Source organism: Shewanella sp. HL-SH2, from assembly GCF_051164935.1.
In the GTDB taxonomy this organism is placed as follows: Bacteria; Pseudomonadota; Gammaproteobacteria; order Enterobacterales; family Shewanellaceae; genus Shewanella; species Shewanella glacialimarina.
The window spans coordinates 2,787,320-2,810,967 of record NZ_CP195035.1; the positions used below are offsets into that span (position 1 = coordinate 2,787,320).

Annotated in this window: 25 protein-coding genes; 15 read left to right on the forward strand and 10 right to left on the reverse strand. The window is 37.9% G+C overall.

Annotated features, from left to right (window positions below):
- Window positions 1–12 precede the first annotated feature (12 nt).
- From ACRWP9_RS12115 to ACRWP9_RS12130, 4 genes are all read left to right on the forward strand, one after another.
- Window positions 13–408 (forward strand): phosphate ABC transporter substrate-binding protein, encoded by a 396-nt coding sequence (locus ACRWP9_RS12115; RefSeq protein ID WP_434926213.1) that lies wholly within the window; start codon window positions 13–15, stop codon window positions 406–408.
- A gap of 374 nt (window positions 409–782) precedes the next feature.
- Window positions 783–2,837: a bifunctional 2',3'-cyclic-nucleotide 2'-phosphodiesterase/3'-nucleotidase gene (locus ACRWP9_RS12120; RefSeq protein WP_434926214.1), complete on the forward strand. Its 2,055-nt coding sequence runs from the start codon at window positions 783–785 to the stop codon at window positions 2,835–2,837.
- Between the two features lie 267 nt (window positions 2,838–3,104).
- Window positions 3,105–3,686, forward strand: coding sequence for a histidine phosphatase family protein (locus ACRWP9_RS12125; protein WP_434926215.1), 582 nt, complete (start codon window positions 3,105–3,107; stop codon window positions 3,684–3,686).
- A gap of 28 nt (window positions 3,687–3,714) precedes the next feature.
- The gene (locus tag ACRWP9_RS12130) at window positions 3,715–3,978 is read left to right on the forward strand and encodes a Rho-binding antiterminator (RefSeq protein WP_434926216.1); all 264 of its coding nucleotides are present in this window, start codon (window positions 3,715–3,717) and stop codon (window positions 3,976–3,978) included.
- A 24-nt stretch (window positions 3,979–4,002) separates the two neighbouring features.
- Here the strand turns inward: ACRWP9_RS12130 and ACRWP9_RS12135 are convergent, their stop codons facing one another.
- Together ACRWP9_RS12135 and ACRWP9_RS12140 are read right to left on the reverse strand one after the other, a co-directional pair.
- Window positions 4,003–5,079, reverse strand: a complete 1,077-nt coding sequence (locus tag ACRWP9_RS12135; protein WP_226415656.1) for an AI-2E family transporter — start codon at window positions 5,077–5,079, stop codon at window positions 4,003–4,005.
- Window positions 5,080–5,123: 44 nt separating this feature from the next.
- Complete coding sequence (locus ACRWP9_RS12140) at window positions 5,124–5,339, reverse strand: sulfurtransferase TusA family protein (protein ID WP_226415655.1); 216 nt, start codon at window positions 5,337–5,339, stop codon at window positions 5,124–5,126.
- Between the two features lie 158 nt (window positions 5,340–5,497).
- On the opposite strand from ACRWP9_RS12140, the gene ACRWP9_RS12145 reads away from it, so the two are divergent.
- The 4 genes from ACRWP9_RS12145 to ACRWP9_RS12160 all read left to right on the forward strand — a co-directional run bounded on the left by ACRWP9_RS12145 (window position 5,498) and on the right by ACRWP9_RS12160 (window position 9,795).
- Window positions 5,498–6,946, forward strand: a complete 1,449-nt coding sequence (locus tag ACRWP9_RS12145) for a M48 family metalloprotease (protein WP_434929051.1) — start codon at window positions 5,498–5,500, stop codon at window positions 6,944–6,946.
- 33 nt (window positions 6,947–6,979) lie between these two features.
- A complete protein-coding gene (gene arsC / locus ACRWP9_RS12150) occupies window positions 6,980–7,333 on the forward strand; it encodes an arsenate reductase (glutaredoxin) (RefSeq protein ID WP_434926217.1) in 354 nt (117 codons plus the stop codon).
- Between the two features lie 7 nt (window positions 7,334–7,340).
- Entirely contained in the window at window positions 7,341–7,721 is a 381-nt protein-coding gene (locus ACRWP9_RS12155) for a DUF2069 domain-containing protein (RefSeq protein WP_434926218.1), read from the forward strand.
- Window positions 7,722–7,863: 142 nt separating this feature from the next.
- Complete coding sequence (locus tag ACRWP9_RS12160; protein ID WP_434926219.1) at window positions 7,864–9,795, forward strand: hypothetical protein; 1,932 nt, start codon at window positions 7,864–7,866, stop codon at window positions 9,793–9,795.
- 90 nt (window positions 9,796–9,885) lie between these two features.
- Here the strand turns inward: ACRWP9_RS12160 and hda are convergent, their stop codons facing one another.
- Window positions 9,886–10,596, reverse strand: coding sequence for a DnaA inactivator Hda (hda, locus tag ACRWP9_RS12165; RefSeq protein WP_434926220.1), 711 nt, complete (start codon window positions 10,594–10,596; stop codon window positions 9,886–9,888).
- A gap of 76 nt (window positions 10,597–10,672) precedes the next feature.
- A complete protein-coding gene (locus tag ACRWP9_RS12170; protein WP_434926221.1) occupies window positions 10,673–11,761 on the reverse strand; it encodes a DUF2066 domain-containing protein in 1,089 nt (362 codons plus the stop codon).
- A 171-nt stretch (window positions 11,762–11,932) separates the two neighbouring features.
- On the opposite strand from ACRWP9_RS12170, the gene ACRWP9_RS12175 reads away from it, so the two are divergent.
- A complete protein-coding gene (locus ACRWP9_RS12175; RefSeq protein WP_434926222.1) occupies window positions 11,933–13,165 on the forward strand; it encodes a uracil-xanthine permease family protein in 1,233 nt (410 codons plus the stop codon).
- Window positions 13,166–13,247: 82 nt separating this feature from the next.
- Here ACRWP9_RS12175 and ACRWP9_RS12180 read toward each other — a convergent pair whose 3' ends face one another.
- From ACRWP9_RS12180 to ACRWP9_RS12195, 4 genes are all read right to left on the reverse strand, one after another.
- Window positions 13,248–13,442, reverse strand: coding sequence for a DUF1289 domain-containing protein (locus tag ACRWP9_RS12180; protein WP_434926223.1), 195 nt, complete (start codon window positions 13,440–13,442; stop codon window positions 13,248–13,250).
- A 5-nt stretch (window positions 13,443–13,447) separates the two neighbouring features.
- Complete coding sequence (locus tag ACRWP9_RS12185; protein ID WP_434926224.1) at window positions 13,448–13,795, reverse strand: VOC family protein; 348 nt, start codon at window positions 13,793–13,795, stop codon at window positions 13,448–13,450.
- Window positions 13,796–13,919: 124 nt separating this feature from the next.
- A complete protein-coding gene (locus tag ACRWP9_RS12190; protein WP_434926225.1) occupies window positions 13,920–14,618 on the reverse strand; it encodes a DUF445 domain-containing protein in 699 nt (232 codons plus the stop codon).
- 72 nt (window positions 14,619–14,690) lie between these two features.
- Window positions 14,691–15,062 (reverse strand): GNAT family N-acetyltransferase, encoded by a 372-nt coding sequence (locus ACRWP9_RS12195; RefSeq protein ID WP_434926226.1) that lies wholly within the window; start codon window positions 15,060–15,062, stop codon window positions 14,691–14,693.
- Between the two features lie 216 nt (window positions 15,063–15,278).
- Here ACRWP9_RS12195 and ACRWP9_RS12200 point away from each other — a divergent pair, with 216 nt between their 5' ends.
- From ACRWP9_RS12200 to ACRWP9_RS12215, 4 genes are all read left to right on the forward strand, one after another.
- On the forward strand, window positions 15,279–18,311 hold the full coding sequence (locus tag ACRWP9_RS12200) for a DUF748 domain-containing protein (protein WP_434926227.1): 3,033 nt from the start codon (window positions 15,279–15,281) through the stop codon (window positions 18,309–18,311).
- Window positions 18,312–18,418: 107 nt separating this feature from the next.
- Window positions 18,419–18,781, forward strand: coding sequence for a glutathione S-transferase N-terminal domain-containing protein (locus ACRWP9_RS12205; protein WP_434926228.1), 363 nt, complete (start codon window positions 18,419–18,421; stop codon window positions 18,779–18,781).
- A gap of 77 nt (window positions 18,782–18,858) precedes the next feature.
- Window positions 18,859–19,308: a hypothetical protein gene (locus ACRWP9_RS12210; protein ID WP_434926229.1), complete on the forward strand. Its 450-nt coding sequence runs from the start codon at window positions 18,859–18,861 to the stop codon at window positions 19,306–19,308.
- A gap of 88 nt (window positions 19,309–19,396) precedes the next feature.
- Window positions 19,397–19,591: a DUF2986 domain-containing protein gene (locus ACRWP9_RS12215; protein ID WP_434926230.1), complete on the forward strand. Its 195-nt coding sequence runs from the start codon at window positions 19,397–19,399 to the stop codon at window positions 19,589–19,591.
- Between the two features lie 64 nt (window positions 19,592–19,655).
- Here ACRWP9_RS12215 and fadR read toward each other — a convergent pair whose 3' ends face one another.
- Window positions 19,656–20,375, reverse strand: a complete 720-nt coding sequence (gene fadR / locus ACRWP9_RS12220) for a fatty acid metabolism transcriptional regulator FadR (protein ID WP_226415640.1) — start codon at window positions 20,373–20,375, stop codon at window positions 19,656–19,658.
- Between the two features lie 481 nt (window positions 20,376–20,856).
- Between fadR and nhaB the strand changes: the two genes are divergently transcribed.
- Entirely contained in the window at window positions 20,857–22,446 is a 1,590-nt protein-coding gene (gene nhaB / locus ACRWP9_RS12225; RefSeq protein WP_434926231.1) for a sodium/proton antiporter NhaB, read from the forward strand.
- A gap of 117 nt (window positions 22,447–22,563) precedes the next feature.
- Window positions 22,564–23,082, forward strand: coding sequence for a disulfide bond formation protein DsbB (gene dsbB, locus ACRWP9_RS12230; protein WP_434926232.1), 519 nt, complete (start codon window positions 22,564–22,566; stop codon window positions 23,080–23,082).
- A 75-nt stretch (window positions 23,083–23,157) separates the two neighbouring features.
- Here dsbB and ACRWP9_RS12235 read toward each other — a convergent pair whose 3' ends face one another.
- Window positions 23,158–23,598, reverse strand: coding sequence for a YcgN family cysteine cluster protein (locus tag ACRWP9_RS12235; protein ID WP_434926233.1), 441 nt, complete (start codon window positions 23,596–23,598; stop codon window positions 23,158–23,160).
- Window positions 23,599–23,648 lie beyond the last annotated feature (50 nt).

Genomic DNA, 23,648 nt, shown 5'->3' on the forward strand with positions numbered 1-23,648 from the left:
AGGAGCGATGATATGAAAAAGTTACTATGCGTATTAACGCTCAGTTTGGGTGTTGCATTTACCGCTTCTGCTGGTGTTGTTGTTATTGGTAATAATGCAGCTGGTGATATGTCAGCTGCCGATGCTAAAAAAGCATTTTTAGGCAAGGGTGATAGCTCACTGGTTGTTTATGAATTAGATGAAGGTAATAGCACTCGCTCTGAATTTCACAGTACTGTTACGGGTAAATCAGATGCACAGTTAAAGGCATTTTGGTCTAAACAAGTGTTTACTGGAAAAGGTAATCCACCTGCCACAGTATCTTCAGCAACGGCTATGAAAGCAGCTGTAGCATCAAATCCAAGTGCAATTGGGTACATTGATGAAGCTGATGTTGATGGCACAGTTAAAGTTATCTTAAAACCATAGTTCCTAACTTAAAAGGTTAAGCAAATCTTCTAAGTATAAGCTTTAAAAAGGAGATGTAGCACATATGTGTCACATCTCCTTTTGTTATAAATAAGATTCAAAAACTCAACAAGACTATTAGATCAATAGCCATTCATAACGCCACAACATAATTGATATATCCAAAACCGCAAAATCATAAGTTTTGATCAATTAATCGGCAAACTATCTTAATGCCACAAATTGATACAGCAAAATCCAGCAGAAGTCACAATACCTTCATTGGTTTTCATTATAATCCAAACGTTTTCAACATAAAAAACCAAATACTAATCATAGGTTTGTTGTTTTAAACAGGGGCAAGTTCGCTCCGGGGTCATAAAGGAAATATGAATATGTACAATAAAAAGTTACTTGCGGTATTGATCGCGAGTTCATTAGGCTTGTCCGCATGTGGTAGCTCAGATGATGATAAACAACCTGAGGTTAAACCAATTGAAGTTAATCTTCGCGTTCTGGAAACATCAGACCTTCATGCCAATATTATGGATTACGATTACTATAAATCTAAGTACGATGCCACTATCGGCCTAGCCCGCACCGCAAGTTTAATTAAACGTCATGGTGCAGACGCTGATAACTTTGTCTTAGTAGATAATGGTGATTTATTACAAGGTAGCCCTATGGGTGACTATATCGCCAACAACTTCAAGCAAGATAGCACTATTGGTGGTACCCACCCAGCTTATAAAGCTATGAATACGCTCGGTTATTCTGTCGGCAATATAGGTAATCATGAATTCAATTATGGTTTAGATTTTCTTTATGAGTCTATTTCTGGAGCGAACTTTCCGTATATCAACGCCAATGTATTATGTGAAGCCGATTGTTGGGAAGATAAACAAAAAGGCGATAATTTATTTAAACCTTACCTCATTGAAGAAAAAACAGTGCTAGATAGTAATGGCGATCAGCAAGTCATTAAAATTGGCTATATCGGATTTGTACCGCCACAAATTCTATTATGGGACAAACAAAATTTAACAGGCAAAGTGACTGTTATGGGGATTGTGGAGTCTGCTGAAAAATTTGTTCCAATGATGAAAGCAGAAGGTGCTGACATTATTATTGCGATTCCGCATTCTGGTGTTGGATCTTCGACTAATCCTGTCGATATTGATGACGAGAATGCCACTTGGGCATTATCAAAAGTTGCTGGTATTGACGCTATTACCTTTGGCCATAGTCATTCTGTATTTCCATCAAGTACTTTTGCAGGGTTAGAAAATGCGGATCTTGAAAAAGGCACTATTAACGGTGTCGCTGCCGTTATGCCTGGCCGTTGGGGTGACAACTTAGGCATAGTCGATTTCAAACTTGCAATGAAAGATGGTAAATGGTTGATTGTCGATAGAACGGCTAAATCGATGCCCATTTATGATAAAAACGCTAACACCCCGGAGTTAGTCCAGCCAGATTTTGGTATTCGAGATGCTGTTGCTAAAGAGCATGACGATACTAAAACTTACGTTGACCAGCCAATTGGTAAAGCATCATCAGATATGTATAGCTTTCTCAGTTTATTGCAAGATGATCCTACCGTTCAAATTGTTTCAGATGCTCAGATAGCAAAAGTGCAACAAAATTTACCTCCAGCGTTAAAAGACATCCCCGTACTTTCTGCATCAGCGCCTTTCAAAGCAGGTGGTCGTCACAGCACTACTGCAGATACAGAGAGCTATGTCCAAGTTGCCGCTGGTGAGTTAACTTACAAAAATGCGGCCGATTTATACCTTTACCCTAACACCATGGTTGCAGTAAAAGTCACCGGAGCCCAAGTACAAGATTGGTTGGAATGCAGTGCAAATCAATTTAATCAAATTAATCCTACAGCAACAACGCCGCAATACTTGATTAATTGGAGTACACATCGAACTTACAATTATGATGTTATTGATGGTGTTAACTATCAAATCGATGTGACTCAGCCAACCCGCTTTGATGGCGACTGTAAATTAGTCGATGCAAATGCACATCGAATTGTCGGTTTATCCTATACAGACAAAGAAGGTACTGTGTTTATTGGTGCTGAATTTGCTGAAAAAGAGTTCATTATTGCATCAAATAACTATCGTGCTTTTGGTGGTAAATTCGCTGGTACGGGTTCTGATTACGTTGTAATGGAATTGCCAGATTCAAACCGTGAAGCACTAGCACAGTATATTACTGCTGAAACTGAAACCTACGGCGAAGTGAATCCATCTGCCGACAACAACTGGGACTTTGCTACGATTAGCACAACTGTTGCTCTTGATGTCCGCTTTGAAACTCAAGATAGTGCCTTGGCTGATGCTTTTGTTTCTAAGTACCAACAACGTAAGATGATCAAACTCAATAATGTAGTAGATGAGTTTGGTTTTGCTGTTTACAGCATTGATTTACAGAACTGATCTACTACATGATGCGAATAATTAATCAGGGCGTAAATCCCTAATTCAAAGCCCTGTTTACTCAGGGCTTTTTTCAATGTAATTTTTTAACTCCCCCCAAAATAGATCATAAAAAATTCTATAAGAGGTTTATCAAATTTACTGCCTCGGAGCAGTATAACTGCAAATGCTATTCAAAATAAACGCTTACTATATCTGGTTTTATTTTCGCCAGCTTTAGCAACTAATGTTAGTATTAACGCTATTTAATATCTGCGGAACTCCCCAATGCGAGCAGCATCTAGTGCTTTATACCAAACAACAATTTGCATTACTCTATTGTGTTTAACGCTTTTCTGTTCACTTGGGTTTACTCAGCAGGTAATAGACCAGAGGGAAACTGCCATCAATGGAAATGCTCCATTACAGACGACTCAAAAATGGACTTTTATATTAGTTCGCCATGGTGAAAAGCAACTAGGTGATGATCCTCAATTAACTGAACAGGGAGATCAACGTGCTGAACGGCTTGCTCACATGCTACAACATATTCCATTAGATAAAGTATACTCAACCGATTACCAACGCACTCAACTTACCGCAAAGCCTACAGCGAATAATCATAATCTTTCGGTGATATCATATGATCCCAGTAATCTTGATGCTTTCAGTGAACAATTACTGATGCATCCAGGCAATTATTTGATAGTAGGCCACAGTAATACTACCGCGCTTTTGGCTGACAAATTAAATCAAACCTCAGAAGATAGCCATACAGAACATACTGAAGACTTTGACCGTTTATATTTGATTGAAGTGAACATCGTTAATGGAAGACGGTTAAATTCAATGTATCGTTTCAGTTATTAATTTATCTTAACAATGGAAACTGAACGATATGACTAAAATACTTGCTTGCAATCTGCATGATTATATTGAGGTAATGTGCCTATATCAGTATGAAGTGCAGATTACGCTCAACAACGGTAAACTCATTACGGGGAAATTTGACTCAACCGGCTTTATTGGTCAATCGACCGCTAAGCAAGAGGTCATTCGTGGTAAGGATGATAATGGTGTTGATTTAACCTTAGTGTTAACTGACATTAAAACAGTGACAGTATTAACTAAAAATGCACAATTTACTATTGTGCATTTTTAAAGAGTTAATAAAGTATGTCGAAGATTATTCGGGATCGAATACTGACTTATTATCATTATTTGGCCAGGCATTAATCACTGCCTTCACCAAGGATGCTAAAGGAATAGCAAAGAAAACACCCCACACGCCCCATAAGCCACCAAAGACCAAAACCGCGGCAATAATCATCACAGGATGTAAATCTACCGCATCACTGAACAAAATTGGGACCAATACATTGCCATCTAGCGCCTGGATGATACCGTAACCCAACATTAAATATCCAAACTCAGGACCTATACCCCATTGCACAAAGGCCACAAGTGCTATGGGTAATGTCACCAATGTTGCGCCAACATAAGGGATCAACACAGACAAGCCCGTTAACACACCTAACAAAGCAGAATATCTCAGTCCCATTAGCGCAAAAAACACATAGCTGGCTACACCAACGATGATAATTTCAATCACTTTGCCACGGATATAATTAAATATCTGCTGATCCATTTCGTACCATACTTTACTTGCTAAACCACGATTAGCAGGGAAAAATCGTTTACTACTGGCAATCAGTTCCTCTTTATCCTTTAAAAAGAAAAACACAAGCAAAGGGACTAAGATAACGTAAACCATTAATACTAGTACAGATGCTGAAATACCCAGTATTTGTTTAGCAAAATCCAATAAGTGTTCAGTATCGAGCAGTTTTTTGAATTCGTTAAGTGAAGCATCTATTTGTTCAGCACTAATAAACTGCGGATACTTATCGCTTAAATCTTTTACGACAATCATGCCCTTGTCCAGCATGCTGGGTAAATCTGTGACTAAACTGACCCCTTGGCGCCAAATACTCGGCATCAGTACTAACAATGTCAGCATCATTAGCCCTAAAAACGCCACCAACACAATTGAAGCCCCAGCGGTACGATTAATGCCCAGCTTTGACATTTGAGCCACAGGCCACTCTAGTAAAAATGCTAATACCAATGCAACAAGTAAAGGCGCCAATAGTTCCGCGCCAAAATATATTGTCAGCGCAATACCCATCAAAATAAACACTAATGTTATTGCTTGTGGGTCACTAAAACGAGTTTGGTACCAATCTTTTAAAAACGATAACATTGCAAAACCTTGTATAAATGAAAGAAAATTAACCTAATACCGCGCTATTTAGTGATATTAATTGCCATAATGCTTTTATCTTGTTGCAATAGACTGACCTGATATCCACTTTTTTTAGCCCATGTGGGAACATCTTTGCAGGAACCGGGGTCAGACAGTAAAACCTTTAACGTTTCACCTTGCGGTAATTGCTTCAATAACAGTTTTATCTGCACTAATGGATATGGGCATCGATAAGCGGTTAAATCTATCAGTTTCATAGGGAATTTACGTTAAATAAACTAAAGCTATTATCCTTAGTTGCATAGTAAACCACAAGCTAACAGAGTAAACTCTTACGCGTTTTTCTCTACTAATTAATCAGATTAAAGGGTGTCGTTTGGCTAAAATTACTTTCACCACCAAATCATTCAGCAAAATGAGCAAAACTTTCATCGCCAGCAGTGTTGCTGCTACACTATTTACAGCGAATATTACCAGCAGTTTTGCCAACAACGACTTACCCGATCTTGGTACTGCCGCGGTCAATACCTTCAGTCTTGAGAAAGAAATGGTTTATGGCGATGCTTATATGCGAGTCATACGCTCATCTGCCCCCCTTTTGACGGACCCCGTTTTAAGCCAGTATTTATCTGAATTAGGTAATAAATTAGTTGCTCACGCCACAGGCGTTAAAACGCCATTCTATTTTTTCTTGCTGCGTAATGATGAAATTAACGCATTTGCTTTTTTTGGCGGTCATGTTGGTGTTCATACTGGCTTATTTTTAAATGCAGATACCGAAAGTGAGCTCGCTTCAGTACTGGCCCATGAAATCACCCACGTTACCCAACGCCATTTAGCCCGTTCATTGGAAGCACAAGAAAAAAGTTCCACCGCTACGATTGCCGGTTTACTAGGGGCTATATTACTGACTATTGCTGCGCCTCAAGCTGGTATGGCGGCATTAGCAACAACTCAGGCTTTAGCAACTCAAGCTAAAATTAATTACACACGTTTGCATGAAAAGGAAGCTGATCGGATAGGCATGCAAATATTGGTTGAAGCTGGATTTGACCAGAATGGCGCTGCAAATTTCTTTGCGGAACTGGCCACTCGCTACCGCTTTACCACAACGCCACCTCAAATGCTGCTCACTCATCCATTACCTGAATCACGCATTACCGATGCACGTAACCGGGCTGCACAATATCCAAATCGTTATATTGCAGATAACTTAAATTACCAGCTTGCTAAAGCTCGCATCCAGGTCAGATTTTCCAGCTATAACGATGAAGCGGCTTTATCTTTATTTAATGTCCAGTTAAAGAAACGCTCTTACGCATTCAAAGAAGCTGCTTTATATGGCAAAGCTTTAGCACTGTTTCGCTTGAAGAAATTTGCTGAAGCAGAGGCCATAATTGATGAGTTGCGCCAAACAGATGTCAATAATTTATTTTATATCGATACAAAAACCGATTTACTAGCCGAACGTAAAGCCTTTGATGAAGCTATTACACTATTGCAAGACCAGCGTAAATTAAAGCCGACCTCTCAGGTTATTAATACTAATTTGGCCCACATTTATGTTGAGTCAGGAGCGCCCAAGCTAGCTATCCCGTTGTTGGAAGATCTCATTTTTTTCGATAAGCAAAATATACTTTCCTATCAATTGTTAAATGATGCCTATAAAAAAATGGGAAACAAAGCACTAGAATATTATGCTAATGCAGAGGTAATGGCATTAGTGGCGGATTACCCTGGCGCGATTGATCAATTAAACTACGCATATAGATACTCTGAAGGTCAGCCGCTGCAAATTGCCAGAATTGAAGCTAGAATACGTCAATTTAGAGATGCTGAACGAAATCTAGAGCAATTTAAATAACTTTTATACTGAAATAAAAAGAAAGCTAATACTATGACTAAAATTACTATTTTACATAATCCACGTTGTTCCAAAAGCCGTGAAACCCTAGCATTACTTCAAGCTAGGTCTAATGAAATAAATGTGATTGAGTATTTAAAAAATACCCCCTCAGCAGATGAAATCAGTAACATACTATCGCAACTTAGTTTAAGCGCTCGTCAATTGATGCGTACTAAAGAAAGTGAGTATAAAGAATTAGGCTTAAATAATGTCAATCTCACGGAAGTGCAACTTATTGCAGCCATGGTAAAAACGCCAAAATTAATTGAGCGACCTATTGTGTTATGCAATGGCAAAGCGGCTATTGGTCGACCTCCTGAAAATGTTTTGGCAATCATAGAGTAAATTATTAATGAAAACTAACAGCTTATTTCAGCTTTGCCGTATAGGTTATATTGCACTGGTATTATTGCTTACTGGATGGTTTGTACAACAAGGTGTGCAAGGATCTTATTCATTAATATTTAATCTAATGTGGATCATCCCGCTATTGATGCCATTAAAAGGTGTTATTCAAGGTAATCCATACACTTACGCCTGGGCGAGTTTTATTCTGTGTCTGTATCTGCTTCACGGATTAACCTTAGTCTATGTGACTGAAGACGCGCTTGTGTTTGCAATTATAGAGTCTGCGCTTATTAGTGCCTTGCTAATTGGCTTTCCATTTTATGCCAGAATAAGAGGCAGAGAACTGGGCCTGGGTTTAAAGAAAAAATCACAACAAGAAGATTAACAATCTGATTTAAATTAATTTTATTGCTTATTATTATCAATAAATGTTTCATTTTTAAAAGCGCCAATTGGCGCTTTTTTATTCTTTCGCATGCAAAAAGCACATGATATAGTCAGTAAATAATTGTAGAAGGGATTAAATAATGGCTTTCAGTCGCAGTATTCTTACGCTTCTTATTTCAACCAGCATAATAACCGGATGTGGAGGTAGCGGCGACTCAGCACCGACGCCTGTGGTCCCCGACAATACACTGCCTGTTACAGCCTGTAGTCAGCCTTTAGAGTTGAGCACTGTAACAGGTACAGATAACCTGGAGTTTTTGCTTGAGACAAGTTATCAAGTAAACCAACCAGGGGCAATTATTGCTAAACTAACGAATAAAGACTCAAGTGGCTTAGTTTTTAAATGGCAGCAAATGGCAGGTACAGATTTATCTCTAGCCAATAACTCCTCCCCCATACTTAATTTTACACCGTCCAATACCGGTGAATACCAATTTAAAGTGACAATTTCAGGTTCTGGTATTGATATTAATCAATTGATTACCATTAATGTCACGAATGCTCAACAAATATCATTATCAGTAAATGCTGATCATCAAGTCGTTGAAGGTAATGGTGTTAGCGTGAGATTAGCGTCCATTAATGGTCAAATGCCGACTAATGTAAAATGGTGTGCTTACTCAGATAATCCGATTAGTTTAGACCTAACAAAAACTGAACGACCATTATTCATTGCTCCTATTGTCAACAAAGACAGCATTGTATCTCTTAGGGCTACAGCCGAACTGAATGGGCAAACATTAACCGATGATGTCCACATCTTAATTACCAATGAAGCTGGGATCACTTCTCCCTATTTTGATCAGCCCGTTTCTCGCACCTATGCCTATAACCCTAATTCATCATATGCTGCTGTTTTACCTAAATGTGTTTACTCAAATAAACTTGATAGTAGTTGCCGTATTAATCAACTACCTTTAATTGGACAGCAAATAAGTGCCCCCTCTATTGCTAATATCATGGACAGAGTTGTGGTATCTCACGATTGGATGGGGAAGAATTTTGAGCAGTTTTTGCAGCAGCAAGACCCTAATAGTGACTTCATTACATTATTACAATCTGTTACCGCTATTATCATTAGTTATGATGTGCGCCCCTCTTTTTATTGGGTAGTTACCGGCGCGATATACCTAGATCCCGACAATCTTTGGTTAACAGCTGCTGAGCGAGATACCATTAATGAGGCACCAGATTACCGAAGTAATTTTGGTAATGATTTACAGTTTTTAATGCCATGGCGATATGTGAAAAATAATCAGTATGCTTATGCATCTTACCCATATGAAACCCGAACAAACCGCTCAGTTGCTGACTTTACCCCTAGACTTTCCTCGTTGCTGTATCACGAGTTAGCCCACGCTAATGACTTTTTCCCGCGCAGTACACACAGCACACTTCAAGGGCCAACTTTATTAGAGGATTTCAACAGACGTTCGAGTAGTAATGCTTTGGTGTCTGATCAACTCGCAATACGCTTTCCATTACAAAGCAGCGAAATGTATTCACTAGGTACTGTAAGCTTTAAGGGGCAAACAGCTAATAACACTCAAAAGTCGTATATTCCAAGTGATATTTCCACCTTCTTTAGTCAAGACCATGCATCCGACTATTACAACTATTCCTCAAGTCGAGAAGATGCTGCCATGTTGTTTGAAGAAGCCTTTATGAGCTATCGCTATAATATGTTGAGAGATGTGGCCGTAACAGACAATCCGGATAATGCTACAGGATCAAGTATTACTGTCGATTGGGGACAACGCGGTCGTATTGGCGAAGCCAATATTAAAATACGTGCACAATATGTTATTGATGAAATAATGCCAGAAGTGGCAAGTCAAAACCTTATTAACAGTCTATCGAAACCGTTGCAATTAACCCCCGGTAAATCGTGGGCAGAAAACTTAGTAGTTAATCCAACGAGTGCGAGTTCACCGCAAAAGGTGAGCCAATCCACCGAGATAAAAGCATTAGAGGATAGGCCCTTAGAATTAAGTGGCGAGCAACATAGATAATAGGATTCAGCGGACGGATCAAATAGACTTAGACAAACGCAGATTTTGAATTTTTGCCCTGGCCTTAAAGCTAGGGCAATGTATAAGCAGCTATAACTTAAGCATTTCTTTGATAAAAGGTATGGTTAATTTACGTTGATGTACCATAGATGCTTTATCTAACTTGTCTAATACATCAAACAGTGTGCGTAAATCTCGTGCCATTCTCGTCAGTAAGAAACGCCCTACTTCATCAGACAATTGCAGACCACGCATAGCGGCTCTGCGTTGTAACGCTAACAGTTTTTCATCATCAGCCATAGCTTGCAATTGGTATATTAACCCCCACTGCATACGGGAAACCAAATCAGGTAAAGCAAAACGGGCTTCAGATGGTGATGCACTGGCGCTGACAATTAAACGACAGTCTTGTTGTTCAGCAATACGATTATACAAATGAAATAAAGCTTCTTCCCAGACAGGATGACCTGCTATGGCATCGATATCATCAATGCAAATTAAATTTAAAGACTCAACACCTTCAAATAAAGCGGGCGAAATACTGGCATGAATACCTAGAGGTATATATAAAGTACGACGGTCTAAATCACTTGCATGTGCACATGCAGCATGCATTAGGTGGGTACGGCCTGATTTTTGCGGACCATACAAATAAATAGACGAAGTCATGCTCCCTTCAGCACAAGACTGAAGTTTTTGAATAAGTTCATCATTACCCGATGCAGGATAATAACTATTAAACGTTTCATCATCCGGTAAATAAACGGGCAAAGATAATTGGCGCGGAGAAGATAGGGTCACTCAAACATTCTCAAAAATAAACATAAAGCGGACGCTACTATAACACAAGCGCCCTTCGGGTAAAATATCACTGGGATTATTGCCCCTGCCATTGATAGGTTAACGTTGGCTTATCGTTCGATTTCGGCTCAAGGTAGGAATTTACATTGCCCATTGTATCTATTTTGCTTAAACGATTATCAATACTTAATAATCGTTGTAGATCTTCAACACTACTGAATAATGACAACAGGTAAGTCACTGTTTCATTTTGGAATTGGCTGATTGAAATCTCTTTTACTGCACTGAGTTGCTGCAAATACTTTTCAATTTCTACCAGTTGTGACATTTGTGTCACACCGGTAAAACTCACATGCGTTTCAAGGTTATTACCTGAAGATGCAATAGCATATTGGCTAATATAATAATCAGCTAATAAAGCCATTATGCGTTTAGATGCCGCAGCTGTATCGACTGCCTCACCTTGTTGTTTAATTAAGGGTTGAAGTGTTGAACCCGTTTGTGTTTTATCGAATAAAGACAAAGTAAATGTTACTGCACTCGTGGTCTCTGAAATATCTGCAATAGCAAAATAATCCGTTTGGTAACGAGCCGATGCGATATTGACAGGACTTAGAAACATGCCTTTTACATCTGTTGGCGATACCGCCATAAGATCATCAAGATCCATCAAAGGTAACAATACTGGAATACCTTTATTATTTGACTCAGCGATTAAATCAGATCGTAAAGCGCTCTCGCTTGAGTCAGATAAAATAACTGTATCATTAGCATCTGCAATTGTTACCCATAATAAGGTTAAAGGACGTTGAGCCCCCCAAACAGGTAAATCAGCCTGGCGCAAAGTGCTGATTACGCGTTGATGATCAAAACTTGCTGTCAGTAATAAATCACTATCAGCCTGGCTATAACCATACTGAATGAGTAATGCTTCAGGATTGTCAATTTGTGCTTTAACCGTAGGGTGCATCACGACGCTAGGGCTGCCGGAGTTTTTCAAAAAAACACTGGCTAACGCTTGTTTAAGTGCAGCAGATCGAGCACTGTTAGCGCGAGAATCAACTATGATATCTGCTTGATCTAGCTTCGTCACCTCGACAGCAGATAACTGAACATGAAAAATAGCCAGTGAAAGCACGGTAATATTGAGTAAATTTTTTAGCATTGGGAGTTATAAACGCAATCAAAATAAGTGATCAAAGTGTAACATAATAAAGATCTATCGAGTATGGTCTAATCACACTCTTTTTTATGTGAACGCACTATTTAAACATAAGCAGAAAACATGCTAACTGTACCTATTCAAAGACATAATAAAAATAATGGAGTTAATCTAATGCAACGCTTTTCAATTCCGCTCCAAGGAGCACAAATGTTATTTGTGGCCTTTGGTGCACTCGTATTAATGCCTTTAATTACTGGGCTAGATACCAGTGTAGCGCTCTTTACTGCAGGTATTGGCACACTACTTTTTCAACTCGTCACAAAGCGTCAAGTGCCTATTTTCTTAGCGTCATCTTTCGCATTCATAGCCCCGATACTTTATGGTGTGCAAACATGGGGAATACCAGCAACTATGGGCGGGCTGATGGTTTCAGGATTAATTTATGTACTATTGGGAGCAACAGTCAAAATACGTGGCGTAGGGTTTATTCATCAACTCCTCCCGCCTGTGGTGGTTGGTCCGGTCATTATGATTATCGGCTTAGGGTTAGCACCAATGGCTGTTAATATGGCTTTAGGCAAAACGGGCGATGGTTCTGTCCAATTAATTAATACCAACACCGCGTTAATTATTTCACTTGCCTCACTATCAACCACCATTCTAGTCGCGACTTTTGCAAAAGGTGTTGCCCGATTGATGCCTATTTTGGCAGGTATTATAGTGGGCTATAGTATAAGTCTATTTTTTGATGTGGTGGACTTCACGCCTGTACAACAAGCAGCATGGTTATCTATGCCCAACTTTGTCGCCCCCGAGTTTCATTGGCAAGCCATACTTTTTATGATCCCCGTTGCCATAGCACCCGCTGTTGAGCATATTGGAGATATCTTAGCGATATCTAACGTAACCGGTAAAGACTATATAAAAAAGCCCGGCTTGCATCGCACCTTAGCCGGTGACGGCATCGCAACAATGGCAGCATCGGCATTTGGTGGGCCTCCAAACACCACCTACTCAGAAGTCACTGGCGCGATTACCTTAACCAAAAGTTTTGATCCTCGCATAATGACTTGGACCGCGATTACCGCCATCATTTTAGCTTTTGTGGGTAAATTAGGCGCCTTATTACAAACAATTCCTGTTCCAGTAATGGGTGGCATTATGTGCTTGCTATTTGGATCAATTGCCGCAGTGGGCTTGAATACCTTAATTAGAAATCAAGTCGACTTATCAGAGCCGCGAAACTTAAGTATTGTCGCTGTCACCTTGGTATTTGGTATTGGCGGAATGGCATTTGGTATAGGTTCTTTCAGTCTCACTGGTATTAGTTTATGCGGTATAATCGCCATATTAATGAATATGATTTTGCCTAAAACTGATAAAAATCATCAAGCAGAACATTAATCTTATTTCAGAATGGGAAACAAATACTAAAAAGCCATCATATTTTTGATGGCTTTTTTATTCATCTTAGAACAACAATAATTTAAAAATCATAACTGCGTTTTCTGGCGACGGCTCGAAAATTTAACTTATTAATTAAATTAAGCTTTTGTGCATTATTCATAGAGTGCCACTCTAAAATCTCATCTAAAGTACGATGACAACCCAAACAAATATCTTGCTCGTCTAAACTACACTGCCTAATGCATGGGCATTCAACACTAGGGATATAGTCCATAGTTCTTACTCAGACCATACGGCAAATTCATTGCCATTGACATCGAGGAAGTGGAATCGTCTACCGCCAGGGAAAGCAAATACGGATTTATTAACGACTCCACCATATTGAGTGACCTTGCTTTGGGTCTCCTCTAACGACTGACTGTACAAAACAATTAAGGGCGCACCTATTGTGGTAGTGAAATGACTGTCAGATTCAAAGAAGCCACCATCAATGCCCACATTTATAAAGCAGCTATATTGCGGACCGTAGTCTTTAAAATGCCATCCAAATACATGCTTAAAAAAATCCTTAGTAGAAGCAATATTTTTAACCGGTATTTCTAAATAACTAATCTGATGATGTGACATGCTTTGCTTTTACTAGTGATTGAAGGATATTTTGAGTATAACGAAATAATTGCAAATAACCATTTTGACCCAATGTTTATCAGAGAAAAACTTGGGTCAAAATACTAACTTATCTAATTTGAGCTTAGTTAATTAACGCGGCGATAGCACCAATCACTCCACCTAAAACACCACCCCAAACCACTAACCAACCAAGATGTTTTTTAATCATATCTTGAATAATTTGCTTAACTAAGTCAGGTGTTAGTTCATCCAAACGCTGGTCAACAATATTAGCGACCTTAGCTTGAATATCAGCAATCACATTCGGTTGTTCTAATTCGTTAACTAAAATTTGATTAAATTGATCACTTTGAGACAGTTCAATTAATGACTGTTTCATTTTATCAATAAAAGGCTCTTTTAGGGGCATTAAAGCCTCTACTCCGCCAAACATGGCGAGCATTCCACCAAGAGATGACTTTTCAACAGTTGACACAAGCGCATCAAACGATGGCGTTAAATCAACTTTTTCTATTACAGGGGTTAAATCGATACTTTTACTGTCACTAACGGTCAGAAAACGGTCAATATTTTCTTGAGTGAAAAACTGCTCCATCATCAGATGCTTAATGCCTGCTTTAAACTCTTCAAAACGATTTGGCACAACACCTGAACCGTATAAACCAGGCACTTTCTCAAATAGCATATACACTGCTAGCCAGTTGGTGATCGCACCAGACAAGGCAAACATTCCGATTGTTAATATAATGGGCTGAACCATTAAGTAGCCAACTAACACAAACAAGGTTGCAATTAAGTTTGTAAAAAGACTTTTATTCAATCTTACTTCTCCAAATACAATAAACCCGCAATATTTTAACAGTAAAATACTGCGAGTCATAAGGATTAGAACCTATACCTTTAAATCTTGTTCAATGTGTCTATTGACTAGTGCAACTTGTGCACTTTTTGCTAACACTCTGGCTCTGGCTATCATCTGGCTGGCAATACCTCTATTACGGTATTGTGGTAATACAAAAGCATCATCAAAAAACCACACTGGCTGTAACATTAATGAAGAAAAAGAGGGATACAATTGAATAAAACCGAGCAAATGCTCCTCTTCTAATGCGACAAAAATAATCGAATCATTTTCTGATAGGCGCTGACTTAAAAATGAATAACAACCATTTATATCACTGAGCTGTTCACAAGACTGACGGTATAGATCGAAAAGATGGCTAAGTGTCTGTAAATCTATATTTGAGGCAAGACGTATTTGCATATTTCATCCTTGAATTACCAGCATAAAACTCATGATTAAAAACAAGATTAATCATAGTTCTTGTAAAAAAGTAACACAATTAACTATAAAACCTTACACACTAATATTCTAAAAGTCTATTTACTAACCATATATAAAATAGCCAATAAAAACCTCTCAATTAAGCTACTTTTTAGTTAAAATAATCTTATTCGTTTTTATGCCTAAGAGTATCGTATGGCAAGCTCATTAAAAAAATTCTCATCTAGCCCTCTTCTTAAAAGAATTCTTATTAGCCTATTTATCGTTTATGGACTGTTTTGTTTTATTTTCGGCATTATTATGCCTTTTATCGCAAAACAACACCTGGCACCTTTAGTCTCTGACAAGTTGGGCCGTGAAACTCAAATTGAAAGTATTCACTTTAATCCATTTACCTTTGAACTATCAGTAGAACATTTGATTGTCTCTGAAAGTAAACCGACACAAACTTTTATCGGGTTTGAACAACTATATATCAATATCTCACCACTGGAATCGTTAGCCAATCTCGCCATTATTTTTGAAGAAGTGTCTATTACAAAGCCCACAATTAATATAGAGCGGCTGACTACAGATAGTTATAATTACTCTAATATTATTGCCTTATTTCAATCAGTTTCTGATCCTGAGGCCCAAAATGAGGAGTCTATCGACAAACCTATTGAAATACGTATTACTAAAATAGCTATCGAGCAGGGTGCTATCTCAATTAAAGATGCTGTCAGTAATAGCCAGGTGGTGTATCCGCAAATCAATTTAGCTTTCGATCATTTTGATTCTATTGCTAAAATCAAACATCAAGCAACTAGTATTCATAATCAGTATGATTTAACTCTCACAGATGAATACAGCAGTAAGCTGCAACTTTTTGGACAACTGCAGCTATTTCCCTTCGTATTAGAAGTGAATGTTGCCTTGTCTGAATTTAATATTGCTAAATATTGGCAGTTTGTTGATGAGCACTTTGATATTCAGCTAACCCAAGGGAAATTGAATATCAACAGTAAAATCATCCTTAATATTGACCCTAAACAGGATACCCCTGTCAAATTTACACTTACCGATACTGACATCAATATTAATAGCATTATTGCTTCACATGCCAATGAAGAAAAGATCGTTATTGACGCGATAAACCTCAATGACATTCAAGTCGATAGTGCAACTCAGCTAGTTAACATAGACAGTTTTCAAACAAAATCAGGTAAAGTGGCTCTGAATATCTCTCCAACAGGAGCAGATTTAATGAAACTATTAATGCCCAAAAACCTCACTGATATCGACAATACCAATCTTGAACCCTCAATTGAGAAAGCTAGCCCTTCTTGGATAATCAACCTCAACGCCGTCGACATTGCTAATTATGATATAAACTTAGGCGAATCTGTCGCTAGCGATCAGGTTGTTTTATGGCAAATAGGCCAAATTAATATCAAAACAAGTCAAATTAAATCTGACTTGTCCATTCCATTAGACTACCAATTTTCGGCTAAAATTAACCAAAAAAGCGAACTTGGATCTGTCGGTGTATTTAACTTAGTTGACCAAACATTAAATGCAGACTTTAGTTATCAAAATGTCTCGTTAACCTCTCTGCAACCTTATGTCGAAAAATTTATCAACATTACCATCGAAGACGGCACTTTCAATACCACTGGGCGGTTGAGTTTAGACACTGAAAAACAATTAAACTACAGTGGTCAGGCTTGGATTGATAACCTTGATATTAAAGACAATTTACATCAAAAGACCTTGGTTAGCTGGCATAAAATGTCAATTAATCAATTAGAGTTTGATAGACAACAAAGTAAAATTGATATTGATGAAATTCTATTTGAGCAATTGTATTCTCGTATCATTATTGCAAAAGACAGAAGCACCAATATTTCAAATCTACTAAAAAAACCCACTGTTACGCTTCAAGCTGATAGTAATGATAAAGAGATTGAACAAAACCAACAGCAAGTAGAACTTGCACAAGAAAACAGTATTAGTCCACAAATTGCCATTAAACATATGACACTAAAAGACAGCTCAGCATTTTTTGCCGATAATTCGTTAACTCCAAATTTTGCATCTGGAATTGAATTGTTAAATGGTCGAATTAACCAACTATCTAATAATCCACAAACGATTGCATCGGTAAATTTAGCGGGAAAAATAGATAAATATGCTCCAGTAATATTAAAAGGTGAAATTAACCCATTACTAGAAAATCCTTACCTTGACCTTAATCTCATTTTTAAAAATGTAGAGCTAACCTCTGTTAACCCTTATTCAGGCACTTATGCGGGTTACTATATAGATAAAGGTCAAATCTCATTAGATTTAAACTATCAATTAAAAAATAATGTCTTAGTGGGTTCTAATCACGTCGTTATCAACCAACTCCAACTGGGTAAACCGAGTAACAGCGATCTTGCTACTAGTTTACCAATAACATTAGCTGTTGCTTTACTTCAAGACCGCCACGGCGTCATTGATTTAGGCGTTGATGTAAAAGGTGATTTAAGCTCACCCAGTTTTAGTTTTGGTAGCGTTATTTGGGGTGCTTTGGGTAATATCATTACTAAAGCCGTTACGGCTCCTTTTAGTTTACTTGCGAATTTGATTGGCTCAGACGAACCGTTGAATAAAGTCAGTTTTGATTATGGTAATGCTGAACTAAGCAATACACAGACTAAACACTTAATGACATTGGCTGATGCATTATTAGACAGGCCGTTACTGATTGTTAATGTTAAAGGTGAGGTTGATGCTATTAATGATAGCCAAGCACTGGCCAAACAAGCCCTGCATCTAAAACTGGCAAATACAGCGCAGATCCCCATTGACCAATTACCAGCTGATTTATCAGCCAGCCAGTTTCCACTATCAGGGCCAATTACAGAAGCACTTTATACACTTTTTGAACAAGAGTTAGCACAAGATTCTATGGCAATTAAGCAGTCCATTATTGATGAGTATGAAGCCCAATACCCAGATACTCCCTTGTTAGAAAATGACCTCAATACCCGTTTGCATATTGTTTTATACAACACAATCAAAAGTGCCCATGTTGTAGCACCTAGTGAATTAGGCAAACTTGCCCAACTTAGGGCTAAAACGGTTAAATCATTCTTGGTTGAGCAGGCAAACATTGAAGCTACTAGGGTGTATGTGATGGAAAGTAGAATTAATTCAAAACAAAAACTAGCAGAAGTACAACTTGAGTTACAAGCAAACTAAATAGCGCATGATAGCTGACACAATTGTTTATAAGCAGCATGAGATAAAGTAGAATTGGCGTTTACTGAAAATCAGTAAGCTCATATTTAAATTATAAAGAGGTAATTATGTTTGTAGTACGCTGGATTTTAGGTCGGATAATTCTATTACTAAATTTCATTTTTAGCCCTAAAAAACGTCAACGCCCTGAATCTGAACAAGTTAAAATTGATATGCAAACACAAAATTTATCTCTATATCAGTATAATGCCTGCCCTTTTTGTGTAAAAGTACGTCGAGAAATGCGTCGTCAAAACTTAAATATCGCCTTAATTGATGCTAAACAGGACAGCAACAAACAAGCGTTATTGATTCAAGGTGGTAAATTACAAGTACCTTGTTTGAAAATTAATAACGATGGCAAAACCGAATGGTTGTATGAGTCTAAGGCAATAATGAATTACCTCAATGACAATTATGCAAAAGCATAACCGGATAATACGCCTATTGAGCATTAATTAAATTCAAATAAATTAATGCTACATTCCATTTGTACAAAGGGTTTCAAGTGATTAAATCTATCGCATTCAATATACTATTCATTTTACTGGCGGGTTGCAGTGCTAAAGCGATTGACCCTATGGAGTTTGCTGGTCAATTCAAAGATAAATTTAACACTCAAATCAAAGGCGATGGGATTAAATTGTTTGTTTATCAAGCTAAGCTTGCAACCGTCTCCGATAGAAATATAAGTGATAAACCTGCTCATCAACAACGTATCGATCGACGTATGCAAGATGCGCGAAGCTATGCTGAAGAGATGCGTGAAAAAGAAGAGTTTCTTGAGCTGTGGACCCAACAAGTGCAAGTCGGTTTAGATAAAACTATTGTAATGACCGGTTACTGTAAACAAGGTTATATTGAATTAAGCCGTTACATTGAGAATGAACGCGGGGAAATTCGCGGGGAATGTAATGATGGGGCAACAGCTGAAGATATCAGTAAATTTGGTCGCTAGGGTTTTCGCTCAATATAGGATAAAATAGGGCTATTATTTTTTAAGATTGTTATCCAATAATCGAATACCTGCATACTGAAGATTTATTATGAACAAAAAACAAGTGATGATTAAGAAACTGGCTAAACGTGCTAAAGCACGTCAAAATAAAGTTGTGCCAGATAATCCAAGTACTAAAGTGAAAGAACGTTATATATCAAAAGCTGAACGTGCAAAACTGGCTTTAGAGCAGGAACAATCAGTCACTGAACCAACAATAGAATCAGCCACTTCGGCAGAGTAATTAAACATAAAAAAACGCCAATCAAATGATTGGCGTTTTTTTATGTTTAATTTTCTAGTATAGATTAGCTATTGTCATGAGCGATTTCAGCTGGCATATCATCTCGTAACTTCTGCCAAATCTTGCCACTTTCAATTGCATTTGTTCGCATTAAACCTGGAATTGCTTGATAACTTTTATCTTTAGCCAATTTCTCAAGCTCAATATAAAAATTAAATGCCAACTTTCGAGCCTCTTTACTTGAAAAATAGTAGCGACCCACTCGACTATAAAGCCCTTTGAAACCATTTAATATCAGCACATATAACGGATTACCAGAAGCAAACGCTAAAGTATGATGAAGTCGATAGTCAAATTCAGCATAGGTATCTGCATCATCTTCTAATTGATGAATTTTAGCTAAAATATCCGCAGCTTTATCTGGGTTTTGTCTAAATGAAGCTCTGAAGTAAATGGTACTCACACTAGCACGAGCAGACATAAGTTGATCGACCAATAGCGGAAAACCATCAGGATTTAAGTCGGCTATTGTTTCAAGAATATTAAGGCCAGAGGTTTCCCAATAGTTATTCACTTGAGTTGGCTTACCATGCTGAATTTTCAACCAGCCATCTCTTGCTAATCGTTGCAGCACTTCTCTTAATGTCGTGCGTGTGACACCGATAAGTTCCGAAAGCTCACGTTCAGCAGGTAAGATAGACCCTGGTGGAAATTTGTTGTCCCAAATTGAACGAACAATGTATTTCTCTGCAAAACTTGCAGGACCTTTGGCATTGATAATCATCAGCCTAGATTTCCTATACTTAGCGGTAATAGCAATTATTGCTACTTAAATTAATACTGATCATACCAGAGAAGCAGTAAATAAAAACTATTGTTTATTCACAATAACTTTAGTGGTCAATTTATCACCACAGAAAATTTATTTTTTCTCTTAAAATCATTCGTTTTTATGATGTAGCACATGCTTAATAATTACATTTAAGGATCAATTAAGCTAAACTAACGAAAAATACAACGTCAAAACGAGTGGGAATATAATTAATTTAATAATAATATTCTTAAAATCAAATAATTAGTAAGCAAACATCGTCTTTACAAGCTGAGCAGGTATTAGTCAAATTAATCTCTGTTAATTTATGTTTTAAACATGATTCTTGTGTTCGAAAACAAACAGCCATTTTAGACATTGCAACTAACTTATATGATATTGGCACTTAATTTGGCTATTTGATTGGTAACGTAACATTATCGGAGTGGCTATTATGCCTGCAACCCAAGCTGAGGCAATGTTTAGTAACTTTTTAGGTAACTCACCTAAATGGTACAAACTTGCAATTGTGGCATTTCTTGTAATTAACCCATTATTATTCTTTTTTGTTAGCCCATTCATTGCTGGTTGGGTTTTAGTTATTGAATTCATTTTCACCCTCGCTATGGCGCTTAAGTGTTATCCACTTCAACCAGGGGGCTTGTTGGCCATTCAGGCTGTGATGATAGGGATGACATCCCCAAGCCAGGTGCTACATGAAATTGAAGCCAATTTAGAAGTATTGTTACTGCTAATCTTTATGGTAGCGGGCATTTATTTTATGAAGCAATTATTACTTTTTGCTTTTACTAAAATGATCACTAAGGTTCGCTCAAAAATTATTGTGTCATTGATGTTTTGTGCAGCATCAGCATTTTTGTCTGCTTTCTTAGACGCGTTAACCGTAATTGCTGTAATTATCTCTGTTGCAGTAGGCTTTTACTCGATTTACCACAAAGTCGCTTCAGGTAAAAACTTTAACTCAAGCCATGACCACACCAACGAAGATGCAAGCCCACAACTCAATCATGATGAATTAGAAGATTTCCGTGCCTTTTTACGTAATCTACTGATGCATTCAGGTGTAGGTACCGCGCTTGGTGGCGTTTGTACCATGGTCGGCGAGCCTCAAAACCTAATTATTGCAGCACAAGCTCACTGGAATTTCGGTGAATTTTTCATTCGCATGTCTCCGGTTACTATGCCTGTTTTGATTGCAGGGCTTTTTACCTGTTACCTGGTTGAAAAATTAAAGTGGTTCGGTTATGGTGCGCAACTTCCTGATGCTGTTCATCAAATTTTAACCGACTATTCTAATTATGAGGATGAACATCGCACTAAACAGGATAAAGCAAAACTGATTATTCAAGCTTTAGTCGGCGTGTGGTTGATTGCCGGTTTAGCATTGCATTTGGCATCCGTAGGCTTGATTGGCCTATCCGTTATTATTATTACGACTGCTTTTAATGGTATTACTGATGAACATCAAATTGGTAAAGCGTTTGAAGAAGCACTGCCCTTTACTGCACTACTGGCAGTTTTCTTCGCCATTGTTGCGGTAATAATAGATCAACATTTATTCGCTCCAGTGATCCACTGGGCGTTAAGCTATGAAGGTAATACGCAGTTAGTGATTTTCTATATTGCTAATGGTTTATTGTCTATGGTCAGTGATAACGTCTTTGTCGGCACTGTGTATATTAACGAAGTGAAAGCAGCCTTAATTTCAGGTCAAATTACCCGCGACCAATTCGACTTATTAGCCGTAGCGATTAACACTGGTACTAACTTACCCTCTGTTGCGACGCCTAATGGTCAAGCCGCATTCTTATTCTTATTAACATCAGCCCTCGCACCACTCATTCGTCTATCATATGGTCGTATGGTTTGGATGGCGTTACCTTATACCATCGTATTATCGATCGTTGGCATAATGATGATTGAATCAGGCTTTTTAGTCGAAATGACCAGTTATTTTTATGATAGTCAGTGGTTAATTCACCATTCGGCAAAAGATATTGGTGGCGCGATTTCAGGTCATTAATATCTGTTAATGAGCAAATCTTAACATAGACAATAATCTGTAAATATTTTATGGTCTATCAATAATATCAACACCCTCATAGAGGGTGTTTTTCTTTAAAATTTACAGGATAATATTTTGACCGCATTACAACTTTTTTGCCACCATCGCATATCATGGGCGATTCTATTTCTATCTGGTTTAGGTCTTGAAGGTGCTGCGTTGTATTTTCAGTACGTCATGGAATATGACCCGTGTGTAATGTGTGTATACATTCGTGTTGCCATTTTAGGGATAATGCTATCTGCTCTGGTTGGTTTAGTTAATCCCAAGTTCTGGGTGCTGAGGCTGATTGGCATGGCTGGCTGGATAGTTTCTGCGGTTTGGGGAGCCAAACTGGCATTTGAGCTTAATGATATGCAAGTAAACCCCTCTCCTTTTGCCACATGTTCTTTTTTTCCTGAATTTCCAGCATTTATGCCACTAGACAAGTGGTTACCGCAAGTGTTCTCTCCAACAGGGATGTGCGGTGAATCAGTCTGGTCATTTATGTCGGTTAGCATGGTACAGTGGACGATAATAGGCTTTGTCGTTTATGGTGTTATATGGTTCATAATGCTATTACCTGCATTAACACCTAAGCGCAGTAGCAAATAGCACTATTAACTGTCGGTATTCAATAATCATAAAAAAACAGACCATCTGGTCTGTTTTTTTATGACTGAGTATTCTCTAATCAAAATCTTGTAAGGGCCATAAAACGATATTGTCTTCAAGGTACCTTACTTTCATTTCATTCACAGTTTTGCCTTTAACTGATATCCCTAATTTATGCATCTCATCTTTATTACCTGTAATCAATGGATGCCAATTGGGTAAATCACGACCCAAATATAACCGTCTATAGGCACAGCTTTCTGGTAACCAAGTGAGTTCAGGTAAATTAGCTAAATTAATTGCTGTACACTCTGGTACATATTTAAAGCGATCACTATAGCGTTTACACTGACAACTCTCATCATCTAATAAATGACAAGCGGCATTAGTGTAATAAAGCGCCTCTGTTTCATCGTCTATGATTTTATTTAAACAGCATTTACCACAACCATCACAAAGGGATTCCCATTGTGCGTTTGTCATATCTACTAATGCAGTGGTTTGCCAAAAATTCATGTTCCGTTTATCTCTTACTCAATCACAATAAGTGATACTTTACAAAATGT